The organism is Bradyrhizobium sp. HKCCYLRH2060 (assembly GCF_051168135.1).
In the GTDB taxonomy this organism is placed as follows: domain Bacteria; phylum Pseudomonadota; class Alphaproteobacteria; order Rhizobiales; family Xanthobacteraceae; genus Bradyrhizobium.
Window position 1 is genome coordinate 727170 of record NZ_JBNPUK010000002.1, and the last position, 23158, is coordinate 750327.

A 23158-nucleotide genomic window follows, 5' to 3' on the forward strand; every position below is an offset into this window, starting at 1 on the left:
CCAGCAGAAGCGGTGGCCGGTTCATCCACCGCTTTCTGCCCTTCGACGATCTCTTTACAGATCAATAGCTTAGAGGGATCGCTTGAACAGATGGGCGATTTCTCCGACCACGCCGCGGCGGAAGGTGAGCACGCAGGCGACGAAGATGCCGCCCTGGATCACCGTCACCCACTGGCCGAAGCCGGACAGATATTGCTGCATGCCGACGATCACGAAGGCGCCGACGACGGGGCCGAACACGGTGCCGAGCCCGCCGACCAGGGTCATGAGCACGATCTGGCCGGACATCCCGACCTCGACGTCGGTCAGCGAGGCATTCTGGGCGACGAATACCTTCAGCGCACCGGCGAGGCCAGCCAGCGTCCCCGACAGGATGAAGGCGAGCAGCTTGTACTGGTCGGTCTTATAGCCCAGCGAGATCGCCCGCTGCTCGTTCTCGCGGATCGACTTCAGCACCTCGCCGAACGGCGAGTTGATGGTGCGGAAGATCAGCAGGAAGCCGGCGAGGAAGCCGGCCAGCACGACGTAATACAGCACCGTCGGCTTGGACAGGTCGAGGATGCCGAACATCCGCCCCTGCGGAATGCCCTGGATACCGTCCTCGCCATGGGTGAACGGCGCCTGCAGATAGATGAAGTACAAGAGCTGCGACAGCGCCAGGGTGATCATCGCGAAATAGATGCCCTGCCGGCGGATCGAGATGTAGCCGGTGATCACCGACAGGACGAACGATCCGGCAACGCCCGTGAGGATGCCGAGCTCGGGCGGCAGCCCCCACACTTTCAACGCGTGGGCGCTGCAATAGCCGGCCGTTCCCAGGAACATCGCATGGCCGAACGACAACAGGCCGCCATAGCCGATCAGGAGGTTGAAGGCGCAGGCGAGCAGCGCGAAGCACAGCGCCTGCATGACGAAGAACGGGTACAGCCCGGTCCACGGCACGATCGCCAGCAGCGCTGCCATGATGACGAACACGATCATCTCGTCGCGCATCGCGCGCGGGGTGATCGGCAGGGTCGCGTCGGTGATGGATGTCATGTCAGGCCGCCCGTCCGGTCAGACCCGTCGGCTTCACCAGCAGCACCAGGACCATCAGAACGAAGACCACGGTGTTGGAAGCCTCGGGGTAGAAATACTTTGTCAGTCCCTCGATCACGCCGAGCAGGAAGCCGGTGATGATCGAGCCCATGATCGAACCCATGCCGCCGATCACAACCACCGCGAACACCACGATGATGATGTGCTCGCCCATCAGCGGCCGCACCTGGTTGATCGGCGCCGACAGCACGCCGGCCAGCGCCGCAAGCCCGACGCCGAGGCCGTAGGTCAGCGTGATCATGCGCGGGACGTTGATGCCGAAGGCCCGCACCAAGGTCGGGTTCTCGGTGGCTGCGCGCAGGTAGGCGCCGAGCCGGGTGCGCTCGATCAGGAACCAGGTCGCCAGGCAGACGACCAGGGAGAAGATGACGACCCAGCCGCGATAGACCGGCAGATACATGAAGCCGAGGTTCATGCCGCCACGGAGCTGATCCGGGATCGCGTAAGGCAGGCCGGACGAGCCGAAGAAGTTCTGGAACACGCCCTGGATGATCAGCGCCAGTCCGAACGTCAGCAGCAGTCCGTAGAGATGGTCGAGCCCGGCAATCCATTGCAGCATGGTGCGCTCGAGGATCATGCCGAAGGCGCCGACGATGATCGGCGCCAGCAGCAGCGCCCACCAATAATTGATGCCGCCGAGGTTGAGCAGAAAATAGGCGCAGAACGCGCCCATCATGTAGAGCGCGCCATGGGCGAAGTTGATGATGTTGAGCATGCCGAAGATGACGGCAAGCCCGAGACTGAGCAGCGCGTAGAACGAGCCGTTGATCAGTCCGACCAGGAGCTGTGCGTAGAGGGCCTGCATCGTCTTGTTTCTGTTTTCTCTCGGCGTTTCCTAAAGACAGCGGTTCCGGCGGGATCAGCCGCCGGGACGGCAGCGGTTCACTTCTTCAACAAGGCGCACGCGCTCTTGTCGAGCGGTGTGAAGGCCTGGTCGCCCGGTACCGAGCCGACCAGCTTGTAGAGATCCCACGGGCCCTTGGACTCCGAGGGCTTCTTGACCTCGAACAGATACGCAGTGTGGATGGTGCGGCCGTTCGGCTGGATCTCGCCCTTGCCGAACAGCGCATCGTCGGTCGGGATCGATTTCATCTTGTCGACGATCTTGACGCCGTCATGCGGGTTCTCGCCGAGCGCCTCCAACGCCTTGAAGTAATGCATCAAGCCGGCATAGACGCCCGCCTGCACCATGGTCGGCGGCGCGCCGTTCTTCATCCGTTTGGCAAAGCGGTCAGAGAACGCGCGGGTCTGGTCGTTCATGTCCCAGTAGAAGGTCTCGGTGAAGTTGAGGCCCTGCGCGATGTCGAGCCCGATCGACTTGACGTCGGTCAGGAACAACAGCAGCGCCGCGAGCTTCTGGCCGCCCTTCGTGATGCCGAACTCGGCCGCCTGCTTGATCGAATTGGTGGTGTCGCCGCCAGCATTGGCGAGGCCGATGACCTTGGCGTTCGACGACTGCGCCTGCAGCAGGAAGGAAGAGAAGTCGGAGGTGTTGAGCGGGTGCTTGACGCTGCCGATCACCTTGCCGCCATTGGCGGTCACGACCGCCGTGGTGTCGCGCTCCAGCGCCGCGCCGAAGGCGTAGTCGGCGGTCAGGAAATACCAGGTCGAGCCGCCCGCCTTGACCAGCGCCTGGCCGGTGGTGTGCGCGAGCATGTAGGTGTCGTAGGTCCAGTGCACCGTATTGGGCGAGCACTGCGCGTTGGTGAGATCCGAGGTCGCAGCGCCCGAATTGATGTAGACGCCGTTCTTTTCCTTGACGACGTTGTTCACCGCCAGCGCCACGCCCGAGTTCGGCACGTCGACGATGACGTCGACCTTGTCGACGTCGAACCACTGCCGCGCGATCGAGGTGCCGATATCCGGCTTGTTCTGGTGATCGCCGGAGATGACGTCGATCTTCCAGCCCTTCGCAGTGAGACCGGAATCCTCGATCGCCATCTGCGCCGCGAGCGTCGAGCCGGGACCGCCCAGATCGGCATAAAGACCCGACTGATCGGACAGCGCGCCGATCTTGATGGTCTTGTCGCCGGCCGAAGCGACGCTGCCAGCGGCGAGCGTGAGTGCCGTTCCCAGCAGCAGCGACGCGATGAATTTGCTCTTCATTTCCAACTTCCAGAACTTTCCAAGACAACTGCCGAGAAAACTGCCGCAACACTAACGATCAAACCGTCGAGCCGACATCGCCGGCGCCGGTCAGACGCCGAGGTAAGTATGCAGCTTGTCCATGTTGGCCGACAGATCGGCATTGGCGAAGCCGTCGATGACCTTGCCGTGCTCGACCACGTAGTAGCGGTCAGCGACCGTCGAGGCGAAACGGAAGTTCTGCTCGACGAGGAGAATCGTGAAGCCTTCCTTTTTCAGCCGCGCGATGGTGTGGCCGATCTGCTGGATGATCACGGGCGCGAGACCCTCGGTCGGCTCGTCCAGCATCAGGAAGCTGGCGCCGGTGCGCAGGATGCGCGCGATCGCCAGCATCTGCTGCTCGCCGCCGGACAGCTTGGTGCCCTGGCTCTTCAGCCGCTCCTTCAAATTCGGGAACAGCTCGAAGATCTGATCGAGCGTCAGCCCGCCCGGCCGCACCACCGGCGGCAGCAGCAGGTTCTCGCGCACGTCGAGACTCGCGAAGATGCCGCGCTCCTCCGGGCACAGCGCAATGCCGAGCCGCGCGATCCTGTCCGAGGTCATGCGGATCAGCTGCTGGCCGTTGAACTGAACCGAGCCGGTGCGCTTGCCGATGATCCCCATGATCGACTTCAGCGTCGTGGTCTTGCCGGCGCCGTTGCGCCCGAGCAGGGTGACCACCTCGCCGGCATTCACATTGAAGTTCATGCCATGGAGAATGTGGGATTCGCCGTACCAGCTCTCGAGGTTGTTGACGTCGAGAATGGTGCTGGTCGCAGCCGCCGCGCCTGGCTTCGTGGCCGTCATCACCTCAGGCATGTCCGGCTCCCAGATAGGCTTCCTTGACGCGCTCGTCCTTGGAAAGCTCTGAATACGGCCCTTCCGTCAGCACCTGCCCGCGCGTCAGCACGGTGATGGTGTCGGAGAGGTTGGCGACGACGCTGAGATTATGCTCGACCATCAGGATCGTGTATTTGGCGGAGATGCGCTTGATCAGCGCGGCGATCTTGTCGATGTCCTCGTGGCCCATGCCGGCCATCGGCTCGTCCAGCAGCATCATCTCCGGATCGAGCGCCAGCGTGGTTGCGATCTCCAGCGCGCGCTTGCGTCCGTAGGGCATTTCGACCGCCGGAATATTGGCGAACTCGCTCAGGCCCACGTCGTTGAGCAGCTCGAGCGCCCGGCCGTTGAAGCGGTTCAGAACGCTCTTGGAGCGCCAGAAGTCGAACGACGAGCCATGCTGCCGCTGCAGAGCGACGCGGACGTTCTCCAACGCGGTCAGATGCGGAAACACGGCCGAAATCTGGAACGAGCGGACCAGGCCGAGCCTTGCCACGTCGGCCGGCGCCGTCGCCGTAATGTCCTGACCCTTATAGAGAATCTTGCCGGCAGACGGCGTCAGGAACTTCGTCAGCAGGTTGAAGCACGTGGTCTTGCCGGCCCCGTTCGGGCCGATCAGCGCGTGAATGGTGCCCCGGCGGATCTTGAGCGAAACATCGCGAACGGCAAAAAATCCCGCGAATTCCTTCGTCAATCCGTGGGTCTCGAGAATGAACTCGTCAGCCAAAGATTCCCCCCAAGCCGGCGCCTTCAGCGCCGGCCCTCGCTTCTTCCTGTACGACGGCTCTGCTGGACGGCTGGACGATTCCTCGCCGCCACCCGCGACCGCTTCGCGCCGGAATATGCCGTCAATCGAGTGAGTTAGGCAAGGCGGAAAGCTGGGCAACGACGTCGCAAGGCGGCCGGCGGACCTTGCGTTGAAATCTGCCGGTATTTCCCGTTGACATAGAATATCATGCCACCGGCATTTTCCCGCACGCGCGCAGCGATCGCCGGCTCCAACTACTTCGCGGCCTTCACGTCCCTGGCGTAGAGATCCGGCTTGAAGCCCACCACGCGCCGGCCGCCGAGATCGAGCACCGGGCGCTTGATCATCGACGGCTGCGCCAGCATCAGCGCGATCGCCTTGCTCTCGGTGAGTCCGTCCTTGTCCGCGTCGGGCAACTTCTTGAACGTCGTGCCGGCGCGGTTGAGCAGCACCTCCCAGCCGAGTTCGTCGCTCCACGCCTTGAGTTTAGCCTTGTCGATTCCGGCGGTCTTGTAGTCGTGGAATTCGTAAGCGACGCCGTGATCGTCGAGCCAGGCGCGCGCCTTCTTCATCGTGTCGCAGTTCTTGATTCCGTAGATCGTGATGCTCATGCCACGCGTCCTCAAACAATCGTGTCCGACGGTGATGGATGTCCCACGTTGCGACAATCGGCCCTGCATTTTGCAGTGCGATTCACCCGCTTTTGATGCGGCGGAGGCCACGCGTTCCGCGGTCGGAATTCACTCCGACCTTTGCCACGAAACTGTCGGCTGAGCATTACATTTTCTTCGCATCCCCGGCGTATCTGGCCCACGAACAGGAGACCGCGATGGGCAAGATCATGGTACGTTGTCCGCAGACCGGCCGCAGCATCGAGACGGGGATGGAAATGGACGCTGCGCGCTTTCAGCGCATGCCCGTGTTCTTCTCGCGCGCCTACTGCCCGCACTGCCGCATCTACCATGAATGGTTCGCCGCCCATGCCTGGGTCGAGGAGATCAGCGACCGCGAGCGGGTTGCGCTGGCCTGACCTGACCCGCGAAAGGAAACGGCCCGCGCGATCGACCCTACCCACGCCACTGCTGCGGACGTCGCTCCAACGCACCCGTCCGCGGGATATCTCCCTGGAGCAGGCGAACCGCGATCGGGTGCTCAATCGTCTTTCGGATCGCTTTTCAACGGCGTGTTGGAATCGCCCGGCATCAGGCAGGGATACAGCTCTGTGAACTTGAAATCGGCCCCGCCCGCGGCGCGGTCGAAGCGCAGCACGACATCGAAGCGTTTGCCGGACCAGTGGGTCGGCAACTGGCCTTCATTGCTCACCGGCAGCCGCGGCAGGATGTCGGAGATGATCGCCTTGTGCTCCCACGCCACCAGCACGGTGCCGGACAGCGGTAGCAGGGCTTCGACCAGCGCCGCCTCCTGCCCCTTCGCAAAGGACGTGTTCGGCTTGTCGAGCCCGATGCGCGCCGCGAGCTCGAGCACCGTCTCGTACGGCCGGCGGCTCGGGTCGGAGCCGTCCTTGGTGCTGTCGGGATCGGCGGCATAGACCGCCTGCGGTGTCGGATAGTCCGTGCCGCCCAGCCCGCTGCCGAACAGCGCGGTCCAGGCCCCTGCCCGCTCCCAGCCGAAGATCACCAGCGACTTCGAATCCGGCTTGCCCGTGTGGGTCAGGCCCGGGCCTGTCGTGTCGCCGTCAGGCTTCTCGGCATGACGGATGATCAGCAGCGTCAGCGCGTTCATCGGCAACCCTCTCGGGCGGCATCATACGGCCATCACACGGAATTGCTACTTGAGATTGCAATCGTGAGAACGCAACATGGCGTTTTTCCAACCAGGATTCATTTCAGATGAGCATGGGATTGCGACAGACCCGCCGAACGTTCCTGGCGACGGCCGCGATGGCGGCAGCCGGCACCGTCATCTCGCCGAGACCAGGCCACGCCGCCGCGAAATATCGCCGCGCCAACGTCACCAGCGCGGAAGGCCAGAAGATGCTCGCGAGCTACGCCAAGGGCGTCGCCGCCATGCTGCAGCTTCCCGCAAACCATCCGCAGAACTGGTTCCGCAACGCGTTCATTCATCTGATGGACTGCCCGCACGGCAATTGGTGGTTCTATGTCTGGCATCGCGGCTATCTCGGCTATTTCGAGCAATCGATCCGCGCGCTCAGCGGCGACGACAGTTTCGCCCTGCCCTATTGGGACTGGACCGAGCTGCCGGAAATTCCTGCCGGCATGTTCGACGGCGTGCTGACGCCGACCGACAAGGCGTATCAGCCGTTCACCGGGAATCTCGCGGTCTTCACCTCGTTCATCAAGCCGGCGCTGACGGATTACTGGAACGGCCTGTCGAAGGACCAGCGCGGCCAGCTCGAGATCCGCGGCTACAAGTCGATCGACGATCTCTGGAACGACGTCACCGGCTTCTCGCCGTCCGCCAATGCCGGCATCTCCGGCAATGAGGCATTCGCGACCACCTGCGCCTCACGCTATCTGTCGCGCGACAATCCGAAGCTCGATGCCAAGACCACCTACGACGTCTCGCCGTTCGTGATCATGGCGGGCCTTCTGCCGACCGACTTCTACAACCCCGACAACTATCTGAGCTTCACCAGCTCGAAGACCGCTTCGCACAACACCCAGCCGAATGGCGCGACCAAGTTCTCGACCTTGGAAGGTCTGCCGCACAACAAGGTCCACAACTACATCGGCGGTGTCGGCCCGCTCGATCCCGGCCCCTATGGCAACATGACCAATTTCCTGTCGCCGGTCGATCCGATCTTCTTCCTGCATCATTCGAACATGGACCGGCTCTGGGATGTCTGGACACGCAAGCAGCAGCGGCTCAAGCTACCCTACCTGCCGCAGGGGGCCGACCTGAAGACATTCTCGGACGAGCCGTTCCTGTTCTATGCCGACGGCAAGGGCGGCTATGTCGGCCCGAGCAAGGCTGGCGACTACATCTCGACCGACCGCTTCGACTACGATTATGCGCCGGGCTTCGGCGAGGACATCGTGGGTCCGCCTGCGGTCGCCTCGGCGCCGCAGATCAAGCCGCAGCAGGGCTCGGTCAAGGCCAATGCGGGCACGGTGAAGATTCCTGGCGACGCGCTCGAAGCGCACCTGGCGGCAACGCGGCCGCAGCCGCTGATGGCGCAGATCACGCTGCCCCGCCCGAGCGGCTATTCGACCGTGCGCGAGTTCGACGTCCTGGTGAACGCGCCCGCCAACGTCACCAAGGTCACGGCTGACAGCCCGTATTATGCAGGCACCATCGCCTTCTTCGGATCGATGATGCCGGGCATGGCCATGACCATGGATGCGACCTTCGCGGTGCCGCTGCCGACGAAGCAGGAGGCGTTCTCCGCCCTGCGGGCCGCGCCCAACCAGCCGCTGAGCATCCGCGTCGTGCCTTCGGGCGGCGTCGGCACCGCGCCGCCCCTGAAAGCGCTCTCGGTCGGACCGCTGCGCCGATGAACGGCAGGCGCGCCGCGCTGCGGGCCTGCGCCGTGCTGCTCTGTACCGTGCTGCTCTATACCTTGCTGCGACCGGCCTCGTCCTTGGCGGCGGAGCCCTTCAGAGCCGTCGATCTGGTCGTGCCGCGGCCATTGGATGCGAGCGACGCTGCGGTCGTCGAGATCAGCCTGGGCGCACTGGGGCGAGGCCAGGAGGTGACGGTGACGACCGCAGCCGGGATGCCGCTCGGGACCATCTCGCCATTCGGCCTTCGCACTGGTGCGGAGGCCGGGACCTATGCGCTCCCGGTGCCGAAGGAGGCCATCGAGGGCGGACGGCTGTCGATCCGCCTCAGCATCAGCCAACCCGGCGGCAGCCGCGCGCCGACGCCGCAGGAGGTTCGCGGCATCACGCTCAAGCTCGCTCCACGGCCGTGATCCGTCATCGGCGCCGCAAGCGCGCCGGTCTCAGAGCGTCCCGCTCCGCGCACGGTCCGCACGCGGCTCGAACGGGCTCGCCATGCTGGGCTGTCCGATCCAGGCGCGGTTGAGCAGCCGTGTGAACGGCGGACACGTCGTCCCCTCGATGCGCGCCATCGCCTCCTGATAGGGGCCAACGGTACGCAATCTCTCCGGCAGCAACGCGTAGGCGCGTGGCAGAAACCGTTTGGCCCGCGCCGCGCTGCGGCGTTCGCGCTCGCCATAGGGCAGCGCGAAAGCAAGGCGCAGCCGCTCCGGCAGCATCTCGGCCGTCAGCGCCGTGAACCAGCGCGGCGGTGCGATCCACGTCGCCTCGCCCGAGAAGATGCGTTGCGCGATGTCGCGCGCGGCCGTGCCAACCGTGAGCGTCTCCGACGCCATCATCTCGGCCGCATAGACCTTGAACGACGTCCAGTCCGGCGGCATGGCCTCGTGTGGAATTCCGAACAGGCCCGCGAACCGCATGGCCTCGCGCCAATATTGCTCGCGCTCGGCATCGCCGAGCGGCGGACACAGCAGGCCGTAGGACATCATCGCGGTCTCGACCAGGGTGGCATGGACCCAGCGCAGCGCGTCGACGTCGTTGGCGCGATAGCGCGAGCCGGCGGCGAACGGTCCGACCGTCTCCGGCATCACGCCATCGACCGCGGCGTGCCGCCGATACAGCCGCCGCGCCACGGCGACCGCCTGCGCGCGCGTGCCGAACACCATGGTGTAGACGATGCTGAAGGTGCGGTGGAAACGGCCGAGCGGATCGGCGAACACTCTGGACTGCTCGGCAATGCCGGCCGCCACCCAGGGATGGGCGAGCTGCAACAGCAGCGCGCGGCCGGCGCCGAGAAACAGCGCGGCCTCGCGATGCACGCGCCACATCACGCTGTCGGACGGCAGCACGGCGTCGCCCGGCGCGGCCAGCAGTTCGGCGATGCAACGTTCGAAATCGGCCTCGCTGACGATCACGGCCGCTGCGGGATCTCCAGCCCGCGCTGCACCGCCGGCCGCGCCAGGCCGCGCTCCAGCCAGGCCGGCACGTGCTTGAGCTCATCGAAGGCGACGATGTCGCGCGCGCCGTAGAACCCGATCAGGTTGCGCACCCAGCCGAGCGTCGCGATGTCGGCGATGGTGTAGTCGGCGTCCATGATCCACTGCCGGCCGTCGAGCCTGTTGTCGAGTACGCCGAGCAGCCGCCTGCTCTCCGCGACGTAGCGCTGCAACGGCCGCTTGTCCTCGTACTCACGGCCGGCGAATTTGTGGAAGAAGCCGAGCTGCCCGAACATCGGGCCGATGCCGCCCATCTGGAAATGCACCCACTGGATCGTCTGCCAGCGCCGCGCCGGATCGTCGGGGAGAAATTTCCCGGTCTTCTCGGCAAGGTACTGCAGGATCGCCCCGGATTCGAACAGGCCGAGCGGCTTGCCGCCGGGACCGTCGGGATCGATGATCGCGGGAATCTTGCCGTTCGGATTGAGCGACAGGAATGCCGGCGTCTTCTGCTCATCCTTGCCGAAATCGATCGCATGCGGCTCGTAGGCCAGGCCGGTCTCCTCCAGCATGATCGAGACCTTCACGCCGTTCGGCGTCGGCAGTGAATAGAGCTGGATGCGGTCGGGATGCCGCGCCGGCCAGCGCGTGGTGATCGGGAAGCTGGAGAGATCGGACATGATGGCTTTTTGCTCGCGCTGTCTCGTTGAGGGCTCAATCTAAGCCCGTGAACCGCCGCTGCAAGGTTCGATGCGGAACTGGCCGCGGCCGGCGATCTTATGTTGCTGCATCGTGCAGAAGGCCAGCATGCCGAGCCCGACCTACCGATTGATCATGCAGGCGATGCTCACGCGTCAGCAGATTCTGTGCATCTATGGCGGCTTCGCCCGCGCGATCTGCCCGATCATCCTCGGCCACACCGCCGGCCGCGAGCGCGTGCTCGTGTTCCAGTTCGCGGGCGGCGCGAGCAGCGGCCTGCCGCCGGGCGGCCAATGGAAGTGCTTCGATGTCGCCGACATGAGCGAGGTCGAGCTGCGCCAGGGGCGCTGGCATTCCGGGCGCAGCCACCGCCGGCCGCAATATTGCGTCGCCGAGGTCGAGCTCGACGTCAATCCGGAAAGCCCCTACGAGCCGAAACGACCAAATACGACGCCGCAAAGCGGTGAACTTCGGCGCAAGCGCTGACGCTACTGCGGCTCGCGCAGGCGCACGCGCAGCAGTGCCGGCAGCTTCGAGGTGGCGTCGTGCTGCGCGAGCTTGGCCGCGACGCGGCGCATCAGCGACGACGCGCCCTGCCTGGCAAACACCTTGATGCCGCGATAGCTGAAATCCACCACCACCTCGTGATGGCGCATGCCCTTGCCGCCCTTGACCAGGCCAAGGTCGCGCACCAGGCAATAATGCCCGTCGCTCATGCGTGCCAATCGGGTGTTCTCGAACATGCAGCGAAGCAATGCACCGAGTCGCAAATCCGTCAAGATTGACAGGAACGACTCATGAACCCAGCACGTCGGCAACGCGCCGCCGCGGCGCAAACGGCAGCGCCGGCCCGTAGCCGAAGCGCAGCACGAGATCCGGCCGCCTCGTCGTTCCGACCACGCGCGCCAGCTCTGGCCGCAACGCGGCGACTTCGACCGGCTGGTTGACGAAGGCGAGCTTCAGCCCCAGCCGCGTCGCTTCGAGCGCGAAGCGCTGGCACGCCTGCCCGGCCCTGATCCAATGCGAGGCGTCGGCCTGCTCGGCGGTGAACACGGCGACACCGGCCGATGAGCTGATCTGCCGCGCATATCTGTCGTTCTCCGATGCTGCATTGAAGAGCTGATCGAAGGCGAGGCCACCGAGCGCGGTCGGCAATGACGGATTGCCGCTGGCCGCCGCGAACAGGCCGTCGCCCGTCTCCATCGCGCTCCGCGGATTGAACCGCAGCCAGCTCTTCAGCTCGCGCAAGAACGCGGCATCGTGCATCTGCGCATCATTGCCGGCGACGACGAGATCGCGAATGGCAGCGATTGCGGCGGGAGCCGTGATGATCGCAAGATCGACGCCCGGCATTGCCGAGGCCGCCTGCAGCGCGGCGAGATCGCCTAGCGGCACCGCTCGTCCGTCATACTCCGCGCGCGTCGACTGCCTGCGGACGATGGCCGCAAGCCGCGCATCGTCATGCGCCGTGCCGTTCGTGAAGCTGTACCGCACCATCCGGCCGTCGCTGCTGATCTCGCCCGGACGGCCGCTCGCATCGGCGGCGATCGCGAGATTGGCGGCCGCGCAGCCGAGGCTGACGAACAGATGATGGTCGTCCGGATCAACCACCGGCGTGCGGCGTGACGGATCGGGCATGATCTCGATCGCATCCCGCGTCACGCGAAAGCGCCACGGCTGCGTGTTGTGGCTGTTGGCCGCGAGCGTCGCGTAACGGATGACATCGGTGATGTCGGACGACAACGGCGCGCGCAACCGGGCACTATAGTCGTCATATGCGCGCATCGTGCCGGTCGCGGCGCGCCAGGAGCCGGCGCCGAGCGCGGCCGCTGCAAGCGCGCTGCCGCCTCCTATCAGGACCCGCCGTCGGTTCATGACTCTGCGCCCGCAATTCTCGCCGCATCTCGATATGCTCACGATAAGCATGCTCCGCATCGGCGCGTTGTTGCAGATCAAGGCCTCCGCAGCAGCCGGCAAAACATCAACGCCATGCTGTTGACAGCACCAACAAAGCGGCGTATGTCCCGCGGCCTCGCGAGCGACTACGCCCGCGACAAACATGAGCGAGACGATGTCCTTCGGCTACGAACACTTCATCCGCACGTCCAACGGCGTCATGCCGGTGGATGGCGCACGCCATGCTCGGGGGAGCGATCTTGCTTGAGGCAAGATCCACAGTCCGCATCACACGGACCCTCCCGAGCCCGCCGCTCCGGAGGGTTTTTTGTTGCCCTCACGTGAGCCGGCTGCACGGCGAACAACCAGATGTCCCGGCCTCGAGCCGGAACGGGAGACCCGGATCCCGGGGCTCGCGCAGGTGATGCGCGTGGCCTGCGCGCGCGGGGCCTGTCGGAGGGAACGAGGCGGCAACGCCGGACACCGATGACAGAGCGAGCTCCCTGGAGCTCGCAACACGCGGCGCCGTGCAGCGCCGCAGACAAGCCAATTGAATTCCCGGCCGTTCGCAGCCGGGAGCTGCTGGTGGTGAAGATCGCGGCTCCTTCGCGCCAATGCGGCCGCGCGCCGCCTTCGATCGATCGTACCGTGGAATCCGTCAAGCGAGATGGGTGAGTCGCGGGTTGCGGCGAGGCTGATGCCAAGCCTGCGTTTCGATCGTCGTATCGCCGTGATCGCCCGTTCCCCAGCATGCCATCAATGCCGCCCGGCCGCATCCCGCAGCCGTGCGGCCAAGGCGGTGGTGAAGATGCCTGTTACTTCGTTGAAACCGAGCGCCCCACTGGGGCAGCAACAGCATCACCCATTCCCCGCCGAACTCATTCGCGAGCCGTGGTGAAGATGACTGTTACTTCGCCTTCCACGCCAGAGGTCGCGGGTTCGAATCCCGCCCGGCGTCATGCCGGTAGCTTAGAGGTCAGAGCGCTGTCCGGGCCATGCAAGTGGCCCGGGTCTCAGTCATCGCCCGTTCCCGGCTCGTGATCCATCTCAACCGGTGGCCGTCCGCCAACAGGCGGTCACGTCGTTACGGCGCAGCTGCTGGCTGTGCCGCCGTCTTCCACGCGCCGTGGTGAAGAGTGCTGATACTTCGATTGCTAATCGAGAGGTCGTGGGTTCGACTCCCATCCGGCGTTCCATGCGCCGGTAGCTCAGCGGCAGAGCACTATCCGCTCCACGCGAGTGAAGCGGAACTCAGCATTCGCCCGTTCCCGGCGCGTGGTCCGTCTCGGTGCGCGGTCGTCTCTGACGAGGCGGTCGCGTACCGGCCGGTGGTGAAGAGCGCTGTTACTTCGGGGCCACAAGGCTGGAGGTTCGACTCCTCTCGAACGACGGGCTGATCTTCAGCCCGGGTTCGAAGCTCGTCGGATCGAGCGTGTGGCTGCCAGCAATGGCAGGTCAGCCTCGCCCCTTCCCCGGCACGTCCATCCATCATCAACCCAAGAGGAGGCCATCATGGTCAGGCTCAACAAGGTCCTGCGCGCCTTCACCCATGAGGGTGCGCCGTCCCGGCAACTCGCGCCTGCGCAGGCGCTGCAGCGCACGCTGATGAGCTGCCTGCTGTGGGAAGACCAGTTCTACGAGGACGGGGTTGGAATCGCCGACCGCGTCAAGGCGCTGGTGCCGCTGGTCGAGCCGCGCGAGGTGGCTCAGCTCGCGGTCCGTGCCCGCGAGGAGATGAAGCTGCGGCATGCGCCGCTGCTCGTCGCCCGCGAGATGGCGCGGCTGCCCTCGCACCGTGCGCTGGTCGCCGAGACGCTGGCGCGCATCATCCAGCGGCCGGACGAGATGACCGAGCTGCTGGCGATCTACCGGGCGGACGCTCTCGGTCCGCAGCAGCAGCGCAAGCGGCAGCCGGTCTCGGCGCAGGTCAAGAAGGGGCTGGCGAAGGCGTTCACGAAGTTCGACGCCTATCAGCTCGCGAAGTATGACCGCGAGGGGCCGGTGCGGCTCCGCGACGTCCTGTTCCTGGTTCACGCCAGGCCGAAGGACGCCGCGCAGGAGGCGGTGTGGAAGCAGCTCGTCGATGGCGGGCTGCCCGCGCCCGACACCTGGGAGGTCGCTCTCTCGGCCGGTGCGGATAAGCGTGGGAGCTTCGAGCGGCTGCTCTCAGAGAAGCGGCTCGGTGCGCTGGCGCTGCTGCGCAACCTGCGACTGATGCAACAGGCCGGAGTGCCGCGGGCGATCATCGCGGCCGCGATCGAGACGATGCGGACGGACCGGATCCTGCCGTATCGGTTCATCACGGCGGCCCGGCGCGCGCCGGACTTCGAGCCCGAGCTCGAGGCCGCGATGCTCCGATCGATCAAGGGCTATCAGCGGCTTCCGGGCCGCACGCGGCTCTTGATCGACGTCTCCGGCTCGATGTTCGCATCGCTGTCGGCGAAGTCGGAGATGACGCGCGCGGACGCGGCGTGCGGGATGGCGATCCTGGCCCGCGAGGTCTGCGACGAGGTGGAGATCTTCACGTTCAGCAATGAGGTCGTGAAGGTGCCGCCGCGGCGTGGCTTTGCGCTGCGCGATGCGATCCTCGGGTCGCAGCCGCATTCCGGGACCTATCTCGGCCGTGCGGTCGGCGAGGTCGACCGCAAGGGCGACCGCCTGATCGTCTTCACCGACGAGCAGAGCCACGATGCGGTGCCGTCGCCGCGGGCGCGCGGGACCATGGTCAACGTGGCGTCGTACCAGCACGGGGTCGGCTACGGACCCTGGACGCGGGTCGACGGCTTCTCCGAGGCCGTGATCGCCTGGATCGCGGCGCATGAGGAGACTCTGCGCGGCGCGACCCTGCACTGACGACAACCGACCCGGACGCGTCACAGACGCGCCCGGGTCTTCCGTTAACCAGGCACATTCGGCGGCGACTTGAGCTGCTTGGCTTCAAGGCGTCTGCTTGAGCAGCGGCGCCACGGTTTCGATCTCGTCGGTCATGACGCCGCCGGTAAAGTTCTTGGGCAACCTGGCGATGTCGTCCGGTGTGTCCAGCCCGGCCGAGAACGCCTCACCACTATAGGAGCCGAGGACGAAGACGCTGCTTTCGGCGCGTGTCATGCGCGCGAGGAATCGATCCGGCCAGCCCCACAGCCACGGCGCGACATTGATCGGGACCAGCACCATCATGTTGTGGCACGCGGGCGGCACCAGGCCGGTCCAGCCATAGCCGAGATAACGGACCAGGCAGCTCTTCAGCATGCCGCGCGACATGACCTTGAGATCCGGCAGAGACGCCCTGAGCGTCGCGATCGGTGCGTCGCCGCCATAGACCATCAGTCGCGCCCGTCGCGCGCCTGGCAAGCGCGCCAGAGCATCCGCCAGCAGTCGGCCTTCCGCCGGATCATTGCTCTTGACGTTGATCAGGAAAGGCTTGTCCGGAAAGGCTGCGAGCACCTCGTCCAGCGACGGCATCAGGCCGACGCCCTTTCCGCGGAATGGAAACGTGCGCCCACCATCGGCGGTGTAGCCATAACCGATGTCGAGCTGCCGCAACGCCGTCATCGCATGCTCGCGCGTGACGCCCTTGCCATCGGTGCGACAGTCGAGCGTCCAGTCATGGAACACCGCGAACTGGCCATCGGTGGTTCGGTGCACGTCGAATTCCACGATATCGGCGCCGGCCAGAAAGCTGGCGCGCATCGAGGCGATGGTGTTCTCGAGATACTCATGCGTCGGCGGCAGCATCCGCGCCGCGGTGCAGGTTTCGCTCGTCAGGCCGGTGCGATCGAACTGCTGTGACATCCCTCGATGAGCCAGGAGATGCAGCCGCCCAGTCTCCTTTGTCACCTGCAGATTGGCGTTGTTGAAGAACATGAAGCCGGCGCAGATCAGCACCAGCAGCCCGGCGATTTTCATGACTCTGCTCATGCGATGTCAATTCCATGATGATTCGAGCCGAATTGCGTCCCTGCCCTCGTTCTCCGCAAGAGTCGTCCTGCGGAGATGGCGCACCTTTTGTCCAGCGCTCCCAGAGCCGATGCGAAAGCGAATGCGAGAACGGCCACCGCCAAACTTTGGCTTCGAAGCACTGGATCGTTGTTTCCTCATCCGGTATCTGACCTCATGTACCTGTCCATCGCCACCACCCATCAGCCTGCCACCGATCTCGGCTACCTGCTCAACAAGCATCCGGAGCGTCTGCACGAGCTCGCGCTCACCTATGGCAAGGCGCTGATCTTCTATCCCGAGGCCAGCGAGAGCCGCTGCGAGGCGGCGCTGGTGCTCGACGTCGACCCGATCGGCCTCGTCCGCGGCAAAGGCCAGAGCGACGGGCTGCTCGACCAATATGTCAACGACAGGCCCTATGCCGCGTCGTCGTTCCTGTCGGTCGCGCTGAACAAGGCGTTCCGGACCGCGATGAACGGCGTCAGCAGCGCGCGCCAGGAGCTCGCCGACAGCGCCATTGCACTCGAAGCGGTTGTGACACCCCTGCCCCTGCGCGGCGGCGAAGCCGTGCTGCGGCATTTGTTCGAGCCGCTCGGCTGGCAGGTCGGTCTCACCACGATCCCGGGACCGCAAGGCGATCCGTCGAGCCGCTACGTCCGGCTCACCTTGCGCGGCACCGCGCGGCTCAGCGCGCTCCTCAATCATCTCTACGTGCTGATCCCCGTCATGGACGACGCCAAGCATTATTGGGTCGGCGACGAGGAGATCGACAAGCTGCTCAAGCGCGGCGAAGGCTGGCTCGACGCGCATCCCGCGAAGGAGCTGATCGTGCGCCGCTATCTACGCCACCGCGGTGTGCTCGCGCGCGCGGCGTTGGCGCGGCTCGCGCCGGAGACGCAGGACGAGGCCATCGAGCCCGAGGCGCGCAGCGAGTCAGAAGAGACACTGGAGGCGCCGACCCGCCTCAACGACCTGCGCATGGCCGCCGTGGTCGAGGCGTTGCGGGCGAGCGGCGCCAAAATTGTCGCCGACCTCGGCTGCGGCGAAGGCAGGCTGCTGCAGCTCCTGGTCCGCGAGCGCTGGGTCGACAGGCTGATCGGGCTCGATCCCGCCGTCCGCGAGCTGGAGCGCGCGGCCAAGCGGCTGAAGCTGGGCGCGCCCGGCGCGCCGCCCGAGGGTCGCGTCATGCTGTTGCACGGCTCGCTCACCTATCGCGACGCGCGCTGGGCGGAGGCCGACGCCGCTGTTCTGGTCGAGGTGATCGAGCACCTCGATCCCGACCGGCTGCCGATGCTCGAGCGCGTGGTGTTCGGCGCCGCGCGGCCGCGCGCGGTGATCGTGACCACACCGAACGCCGACTACAACGCACTGTTTCCAAGCCTGCCCGCCGGACAGTTTCGCCACCGCGACCATCGCTTCGAATGGTCGCGCGCCGAGTTTGCCGACTGGGCGCAGCGGATCTGCGCAACCTTCAACTATCAGGCCGCCTTCTCCGGCATCGGCCATCACGACGAGAGCCATGGCGCGCCGACGCAGATGGCCGTCTTCACTCGCTGAGCAATTCCATGAACATCGAAATCCCCGATTTCGCGCTGGTCGTGCTGATCGGCTCGACCGGCTCCGGCAAGTCGACCTTCGCCGCCAGGCATTTCCTTCCTACCGAGGTGATCTCCTCGGACCATTGCCGCGCGCTGGTCGCCGACGACGAGACCGACCAGGGCGTCTCCGCCGACGCGTTCGACATCGTCCGCGAAATTGCCGGCAAGCGGCTGAAGCACCGCAGGCTCGCCGTCATCGACGCCACAAATGTGCGCCCTGCCGACCGGAAGGGCTGGGTCGAGCTCGCGCGCAAATGGCATGCGCTGCCGGTCGCGATCGTGTTCGATCCCGGCATCGACGTCTGCATCGACAGAAACAGGACGCGTCCCGAGCGCGCCTTCGGCGGCCCCGTCGTGCAGCGCATGGTCTCGGAGATCCGCCGTGGTCTCGGTGGGCTGCAGCGCGAGGGCTTTCGCCAGGTGTGGAAGCTCGACAGCGTCGCGCGCATCGAGGCCGCGACCATCGCGCGGCAGCCGTTGTGGACCGACAAGCGGCATGACGCCGGACCGTTCGACATCATCGGTGACGTCCACGGCTGCGCGGCCGAATTGCAGGCGCTGCTGGCGAAGCTCAGCTATCAGGTCACATGGAGCGACACAGAGGGTCGACGCGCCGTCACAGTGACGCCGCCCGCGGGCCGCAAGCTCGTCTTCGTCGGCGACCTCGTCGACCGCGGCCCGCAATCACCCGATGTGCTGCGCATCGTCATGAGCATGGTGGCGGCCGGCACCGCCTATGCCGTGCAGGGCAATCACGACCGCAAATTCCAGCGCTGGCTGGCGGGCCGCAAGGTCACGATCGCGCACGGCCTGCAGGCCACGATCGATCAGCTCGCCAGCGAGGAGCGAAGCTTCCGCGACACTCTGCCGGGCTTTCTCGACGGGCTGCGCAGCCATGTCTGGCTCGACGGCGGCCGGCTCGCGGTGGCGCATGCCGGGCTGAAGGAGGAGATGATCGGCCGCGGCTCCGGCGCAGTGCGCGAATTCGCGCTGTATGGCGAAACCACCGGCGAGATCGACGAATTCGGCCTGCCCTTGCGCGCCGACTGGGCCGCGAACTACCGCGGACCGACCACCGTGGTCTACGGTCACACGCCGGTGCTATCAGCCGAATGGGTCAACAACACCATGTGCATCGACACCGGCTGCGTGTTCGGCGGCCGGCTGACAGCGCTGCGCTGGCCGGAGCGTGAGCTCGTCGAGGTCGAGGCCGAGCGCGTCTGGTGCGAGCCGGTCCGTCCGCTCGCGCCTCGCGCCGGCAGCGCCTCCGCGCAGGCCGAGGCCGATCAGCTGCTCGATATCGATGATGTGAGCGGCCGCCGCTGGATCGACACCACGCTGCGCGGCCGCATGGTCGTGGCCGAGGAGAACGCGGCCGCCGCGCTGGAGGTGATGAGCCGCTTCGCGCTGCCGCCGCAATGGCTGGTCTATCTGCCGCCGACCATGTCGCCATCGGAGACGAGCGCGCGCGAGGGTTGGCTGGAACGGCCCGAGGAGGCGTTCGCGCATTTCCGCGCCCGCAACGTTGCCGAGGTCGTGTGCGAGGAGAAGCACATGGGCTCGCGCGCCGCCATTGCGCTATGCAACAGCGCCGATGTTGCCAGGGCCCGCTTCGGCATCGCAGGCGACGAGAGCGGCGCGATCTGGACCCGCACCGGCCGCGCCTTCTTCAACGATGCCGCGATGACCGAGGCGCTGCTGGCACGGCTGCGTGACGCTGTCGACAGCGCCGGCCTGTGGCAGGAGCTGCAATCCGACTGGCTGCTGCTCGACGCCGAGATCATGCCCTGGTCGGCCAAGGCCGGCAGCCTGATCGAGAGCCAGTACGCGCCGGTCGCGGCGTCATCGGTCGCCGGCCTCGAAGCAGCAGCCGACGCAGTGGCGCGCGCCGCCGCGCGTGGCCTCGATGTCGCCGCGCTCGGCGACCATTTCCGCGATCGTGTCGCGCGCGCCAAGCGCTATGGCGCTGCCTGGGCGCCTTATGTCTGGCCGGTCGGCGGCATCGACGATCTCAAGGTCGCGCCGTTTCATCTGCTCGCCAGCGAGGGCCGGGTCTGGTTCGATCAGGACCACGTCTGGCACATGACGCTCGCCGATCGGCTGGCCGCCGCATCAGCATCCGTTGTCACTCGCACGCAATGGCGCACTGTTGTGCTGGCCGACGACACGGCCGTCGCCGACGCCATCGCGTGGTGGGAGCAGCTCACGGGAAGCGGCGGCGAAGGCATGGTGGTGAAGCCGAAAAACTTCGTCGCGCGCGGACCGAAGGGCCTCATTCAGCCGGCGCTCAAGGTGCGCGGGCCGGAATATCTGCGCATCATCTACGGCCCGGAATATGATGCGCCGGAGCACATCGTCCGGCTGCGCCAGCGCAAGCTCGAGGGCAAGCGCAACCTGGCCCTGCGCGAGTTCGCGCTCGGCCACGAGGCGCTGACCCGCTTCGTCTCCCGCGAGCCGCTGCGCCGCGTGCACGAATGCGTGTTCGCAGTTCTGGCACTGGAGAGCGAGCCGATCGATCCGCGGCTGTGAGCCGCTCAACAACCAACCACGGCGATCTTCTGCGATGTACAAGCCGGTCTTGCGCGATTGGATCTGGGCTGACGGACGCGGACCAGAGCTGCGACGAGCGCACTTTTTCGGCCACGGATTGAACTTGATCGCCCTCGACTATCTGAACCCGGACTGGGCTTCCGAGGACGATATGCGACACTTGATCCTTCACAAGACTCAAGTGCATCAAGTCACCCCAGAGGAAGTCCATGACTATTCCCGTGAAACCGTCGGTTGGGGGCCCGCGATCGATCAAGCCGCCGTGGTGGACCTGGGACGATCAGCCTGGCTGATGAGCTTCTCCCAGCGGCATCTTGCCCGCTGCCGACATTTTCGCATCATGTTCTATGACGAATATGTCGACGTCATCTGCGAGAGTATCACAGCCGCCCATGGTGCCTACGCTCCGTAGTTGTGGCGCCCAGTGACGGGCGCTCTCGAGCCAAACGTGACTTTGGGCAGCCGAACTGCGGAAGGGAGCCATGGGATCGTTCATCACCAACCTCCACGTTCGCGACGCCGCACCTCGCAACGCGGTGCGTAAGAAAGCGATCCAGGCCTATCCGATAATTGCCGCCAAGATGCCGAATCCGCCGAGCCTCGAGCAATATCTCGCCGACATCGAAAGGCGCATGGCCACAAGGCCTGCCGCAACCGTCCCCACGCCGTCCCCAGCCAAGCCGTTCATGTTTGCCGAAGACAGGTTGACGGGCCTCGCCGAGCTTCTCGGCATTCCGAGCGGACGTGCCCTGGACAGTTATCACTACCTCTCCGGTGGCGAGGGCACGCCCGGAATGTTGACGCTGATCGGGCCGGACGGCGAAACCGAGATCAGCTTGTCTTGAGTGCGCGGACCGGCTTCTGAGACCCGTCTCGTCATCCCAGCGCGCAGCCGCGGGGGCGCACGAGCGAGCCGATCGAGCGGCGGGGTGAGCGTAGGACGGTGGCCTCAGGTCGACGAGGGTGAGCTTCCGCAGGGCCGCTGACATCGTCACCGATGTGCCGGCTGCCTTCGAGGAGATCGAAGCCATCGCGGTCATGCTGCTGACGCAGCAGGTATTGGTACTGCCACTCGATGTCGGCGATATCATCATCGTGGAGCAGCTTCCTGGCAGTCACGCCGTTTCCTCCAGGCACGATTCCCGGAACGCGAAGCCGTTCCTCCGGCGCGATCCCCTTCGGCTTGATCCTGCGCAACGAACGGACGCAGGACACACGCTACCTCGCTACCGTGCCTACACCACTCCCCAAGGAGGCTTGAATGAGGACGTCCTTGCAACTCGCCATCGTCATCGCCGCCATCGCGGCCATGCCCGCTTTCGCTCAGGGAACCGGGCCGGTGGCAACGCAATGCGCCGCTGACATCCAGAGCTTCTGCTCCGGCAAGCAGCACGGCGCAGGCCAGGTTCGCGCCTGCCTCGAGACCAACCGCGAGAAAGTCTCAGCGGATTGCCGCCAGGCTCTCGACACGACGGGACCCGGCCGAGGCAAAGGCCAAAGACGCTGAGCATGCGCATCGGCTGGCCTGGCCCCGTTCCGGGTGCAGGCCAGCCGGCAACTTCCACAGCGATCCGGCTTCGCCCGGGCGAGATCGTCTGCGCCCAGACGAAGCCGATCTTCGGCGCCAAACACCAGCCCTTCCAATGCGATCGAGGTTCGCACGCCGCGTCCACGAAAATTTCGCTTTCGTTTTTCCGAATTTTATGAAATACTCCGCCTGTCCCGCCTCGCCATGAGGGGCGCTTCGCGATCGTCACGAACGTGGAGGCGGTGATGCGACGGGCGTAGGCTGCCGCAGCATGGTTCTCCGTGCGGACGAACGGCAGAATGCGCCGGCGAAATCGTGTGGTCCTGGCCTCCCGATGCTGAGGTCAAGCCGGCCGAGACGATGACCGGCTGGCGACGGGGGCAAACAAGCCGGTCCCCGGGGAGAGCACGTATAAGCCGTCAAACCGTTGCGCAGGGAAGGCCGGAATGTCCGGCTGAGCCTGTGGTTCCTGCCCCGTGCACTTCTTCACGCACGGGGGCCGCGGGTATCAGCGGATACCCGGTCTTCCCTGCGCCCTCTCCTCTCGAGAGGGACATCGTTCTGATATCACCCGGGCGCGCAACGCGCCGCGGGATCGCGATCGCATATCCGGCTGTTTGACATTCACATCAGAACAATCCGTTCAGCGAGATGGGCGCGAGCTCTCACTTGCGATCGTCGAGATGGACCAGCACCGCCGCATTGGCGATGATGATGGCGTCGCTGCCGGCCTCGGCCGGAATCTCCAGCCCGCCCTTCACGGCGGTGACGGTGACCGTGCCATAGGGCAGCTCCTTGGCGACGGCCGCGGTGTCCACCGCCTCGGGGTTCGGCACGCCGATGGTGACGTCGACGAACATGTCCTGCGGCGTCTTGCCGACCATGCGGAAGAAGCCCAGGCTGGAATGACGGATCGCATCGGACACCGCCCGCCTGGCCGCCTTGGTGGCGTCGCGGCCGTGGACGTCGACGCCCATTCCCATCTCGGTGATACAGCGGATGCGCGCCATGACGTGTTCCCTCGTCTCGCTTTGCCGGCCTGGCACGACCATAGCCAACGACGCAGCCGGCGCAAGCCGGTGCAGATCGACGACGATCTCCGCATCAAAACGGTCATCCATTGCGGGCGTATATCGTACATGATGACGCTCAGAACTGACGCTGAGAAAGCCCGTGAGATGGTCTCGGGCCGCGGGCATCGGGCTTGCGCGCCTGCCGCAACT

24 protein-coding genes and 1 tRNA gene are annotated in these 23158 nt (G+C 65.7%); 11 read left to right on the forward strand and 14 right to left on the reverse strand.

All coding sequences use genetic code 11. The annotated features are described in order from the left end of the window. Positions 1–69 precede the first annotated feature (69 nt). From ACQR10_RS07205 to ACQR10_RS07230, 6 genes are all read right to left on the reverse strand, one after another. The gene (locus tag ACQR10_RS07205) at positions 70–1038 is read right to left on the reverse strand and encodes a branched-chain amino acid ABC transporter permease (RefSeq protein WP_315800347.1); all 969 of its coding nucleotides are present in this window, start codon (positions 1036–1038) and stop codon (positions 70–72) included. Between the two features lies 1 nt (position 1039). Then, a complete protein-coding gene (locus tag ACQR10_RS07210; RefSeq protein WP_315800348.1) occupies positions 1040–1903 on the reverse strand; it encodes a branched-chain amino acid ABC transporter permease in 864 nt (287 codons plus the stop codon). Between the two features lie 77 nt (positions 1904–1980). Then, positions 1981–3204: an ABC transporter substrate-binding protein gene (locus ACQR10_RS07215; RefSeq protein WP_315800349.1), complete on the reverse strand. Its 1224-nt coding sequence runs from the start codon at positions 3202–3204 to the stop codon at positions 1981–1983. Between the two features lie 90 nt (positions 3205–3294). Further along, entirely contained in the window at positions 3295–4041 is a 747-nt protein-coding gene (locus tag ACQR10_RS07220; RefSeq protein WP_315800350.1) for an ABC transporter ATP-binding protein, read from the reverse strand. Continuing rightward, the gene (locus ACQR10_RS07225) at positions 4034–4789 is read right to left on the reverse strand and encodes an ABC transporter ATP-binding protein (protein WP_315800351.1); all 756 of its coding nucleotides are present in this window, start codon (positions 4787–4789) and stop codon (positions 4034–4036) included. Before ACQR10_RS07225 ends, ACQR10_RS07220 begins: the two co-directional genes overlap by 8 nt. Before the next feature lie 275 nt (positions 4790–5064). After that, positions 5065–5421 (reverse strand): ArsC family reductase, encoded by a 357-nt coding sequence (locus ACQR10_RS07230; protein ID WP_315800352.1) that lies wholly within the window; start codon positions 5419–5421, stop codon positions 5065–5067. Between the two features lie 218 nt (positions 5422–5639). Between ACQR10_RS07230 and ACQR10_RS07235 the strand changes: the two genes are divergently transcribed. After that, a complete protein-coding gene (locus ACQR10_RS07235; protein ID WP_315800353.1) occupies positions 5640–5840 on the forward strand; it encodes a hypothetical protein in 201 nt (66 codons plus the stop codon). 122 nt (positions 5841–5962) lie between these two features. Here ACQR10_RS07235 and ACQR10_RS07240 read toward each other — a convergent pair whose 3' ends face one another. Then, positions 5963–6553 (reverse strand): histidine phosphatase family protein, encoded by a 591-nt coding sequence (locus tag ACQR10_RS07240; protein WP_316215609.1) that lies wholly within the window; start codon positions 6551–6553, stop codon positions 5963–5965. A gap of 107 nt (positions 6554–6660) precedes the next feature. Between ACQR10_RS07240 and ACQR10_RS07245 the strand changes: the two genes are divergently transcribed. Continuing rightward, complete coding sequence (locus ACQR10_RS07245; protein WP_316215608.1) at positions 6661–8289, forward strand: tyrosinase family protein; 1629 nt, start codon at positions 6661–6663, stop codon at positions 8287–8289. Further along, on the forward strand, positions 8286–8705 hold the full coding sequence (locus tag ACQR10_RS07250; protein ID WP_316180988.1) for a hypothetical protein: 420 nt from the start codon (positions 8286–8288) through the stop codon (positions 8703–8705). Before ACQR10_RS07245 ends, ACQR10_RS07250 begins: the two co-directional genes overlap by 4 nt. A gap of 30 nt (positions 8706–8735) precedes the next feature. Here ACQR10_RS07250 and ACQR10_RS07255 read toward each other — a convergent pair whose 3' ends face one another. Continuing rightward, a complete protein-coding gene (locus ACQR10_RS07255; protein WP_316215607.1) occupies positions 8736–9707 on the reverse strand; it encodes an oxygenase MpaB family protein in 972 nt (323 codons plus the stop codon). After that, the gene (locus ACQR10_RS07260; RefSeq protein ID WP_316180992.1) at positions 9704–10408 is read right to left on the reverse strand and encodes a glutathione S-transferase N-terminal domain-containing protein; all 705 of its coding nucleotides are present in this window, start codon (positions 10406–10408) and stop codon (positions 9704–9706) included. The genes ACQR10_RS07255 and ACQR10_RS07260 overlap by 4 nt, the downstream gene beginning before the upstream one ends. 127 nt (positions 10409–10535) lie before the next feature. Here ACQR10_RS07260 and ACQR10_RS07265 point away from each other — a divergent pair, with 127 nt between their 5' ends. After that, positions 10536–10913: a hypothetical protein gene (locus ACQR10_RS07265; protein ID WP_316180994.1), complete on the forward strand. Its 378-nt coding sequence runs from the start codon at positions 10536–10538 to the stop codon at positions 10911–10913. Positions 10914–10915: 2 nt separating this feature from the next. On the opposite strand, the gene ACQR10_RS07270 is transcribed toward ACQR10_RS07265, so the two are convergent. Beyond that, entirely contained in the window at positions 10916–11143 is a 228-nt protein-coding gene (locus ACQR10_RS07270; protein WP_316180996.1) for a hypothetical protein, read from the reverse strand. 79 nt (positions 11144–11222) lie between these two features. Beyond that, positions 11223–12302 carry an Acg family FMN-binding oxidoreductase gene (locus ACQR10_RS07275; protein ID WP_316180998.1) on the reverse strand — a complete coding sequence of 360 codons (1080 nt, stop codon included), beginning with the start codon at positions 12300–12302 and terminating at the stop codon, positions 11223–11225. A 1142-nt stretch (positions 12303–13444) separates the two neighbouring features. Here ACQR10_RS07275 and ACQR10_RS07280 point away from each other — a divergent pair. Both ACQR10_RS07280 and ACQR10_RS07285 read left to right on the forward strand, forming a co-directional pair. Beyond that, a tRNA-OTHER gene (locus ACQR10_RS07280) sits at positions 13445–13519 on the forward strand. A gap of 316 nt (positions 13520–13835) precedes the next feature. After that, positions 13836–15176 (forward strand): TROVE domain-containing protein, encoded by a 1341-nt coding sequence (locus ACQR10_RS07285; RefSeq protein WP_316215605.1) that lies wholly within the window; start codon positions 13836–13838, stop codon positions 15174–15176. Positions 15177–15260: 84 nt separating this feature from the next. Here ACQR10_RS07285 and ACQR10_RS07290 read toward each other — a convergent pair whose 3' ends face one another. Continuing rightward, positions 15261–16241, reverse strand: coding sequence for a glycerophosphodiester phosphodiesterase family protein (locus ACQR10_RS07290; protein ID WP_410051391.1), 981 nt, complete (start codon positions 16239–16241; stop codon positions 15261–15263). 195 nt (positions 16242–16436) lie between these two features. Between ACQR10_RS07290 and ACQR10_RS07295 the strand changes: the two genes are divergently transcribed. The 4 genes from ACQR10_RS07295 to ACQR10_RS07310 all read left to right on the forward strand — a co-directional run bounded on the left by ACQR10_RS07295 (position 16437) and on the right by ACQR10_RS07310 (position 21252). Continuing rightward, positions 16437–17816, forward strand: coding sequence for a 3' terminal RNA ribose 2'-O-methyltransferase Hen1 (locus ACQR10_RS07295; protein WP_316215604.1), 1380 nt, complete (start codon positions 16437–16439; stop codon positions 17814–17816). Positions 17817–17824: 8 nt separating this feature from the next. Then, positions 17825–20386, forward strand: a complete 2562-nt coding sequence (locus ACQR10_RS07300) for a polynucleotide kinase-phosphatase (protein ID WP_316215603.1) — start codon at positions 17825–17827, stop codon at positions 20384–20386. A gap of 34 nt (positions 20387–20420) precedes the next feature. Further along, the gene (locus ACQR10_RS07305) at positions 20421–20819 is read left to right on the forward strand and encodes a hypothetical protein (protein ID WP_316215602.1); all 399 of its coding nucleotides are present in this window, start codon (positions 20421–20423) and stop codon (positions 20817–20819) included. A gap of 70 nt (positions 20820–20889) precedes the next feature. Beyond that, on the forward strand, positions 20890–21252 hold the full coding sequence (locus tag ACQR10_RS07310; protein WP_316215601.1) for a hypothetical protein: 363 nt from the start codon (positions 20890–20892) through the stop codon (positions 21250–21252). 31 nt (positions 21253–21283) lie between these two features. Here ACQR10_RS07310 and ACQR10_RS07315 read toward each other — a convergent pair whose 3' ends face one another. After that, positions 21284–21526: a hypothetical protein gene (locus ACQR10_RS07315; RefSeq protein ID WP_316181011.1), complete on the reverse strand. Its 243-nt coding sequence runs from the start codon at positions 21524–21526 to the stop codon at positions 21284–21286. Positions 21527–21680: 154 nt separating this feature from the next. Between ACQR10_RS07315 and ACQR10_RS07320 the strand changes: the two genes are divergently transcribed. Beyond that, positions 21681–21914, forward strand: a complete 234-nt coding sequence (locus ACQR10_RS07320; protein WP_316181013.1) for a cysteine rich repeat-containing protein — start codon at positions 21681–21683, stop codon at positions 21912–21914. 686 nt (positions 21915–22600) lie between these two features. Here ACQR10_RS07320 and ACQR10_RS07325 read toward each other — a convergent pair. Further along, positions 22601–22945, reverse strand: a complete 345-nt coding sequence (locus tag ACQR10_RS07325; RefSeq protein WP_316215897.1) for a Lin0512 family protein — start codon at positions 22943–22945, stop codon at positions 22601–22603. Between the last annotated feature and the right edge of the window lie 213 nt (positions 22946–23158).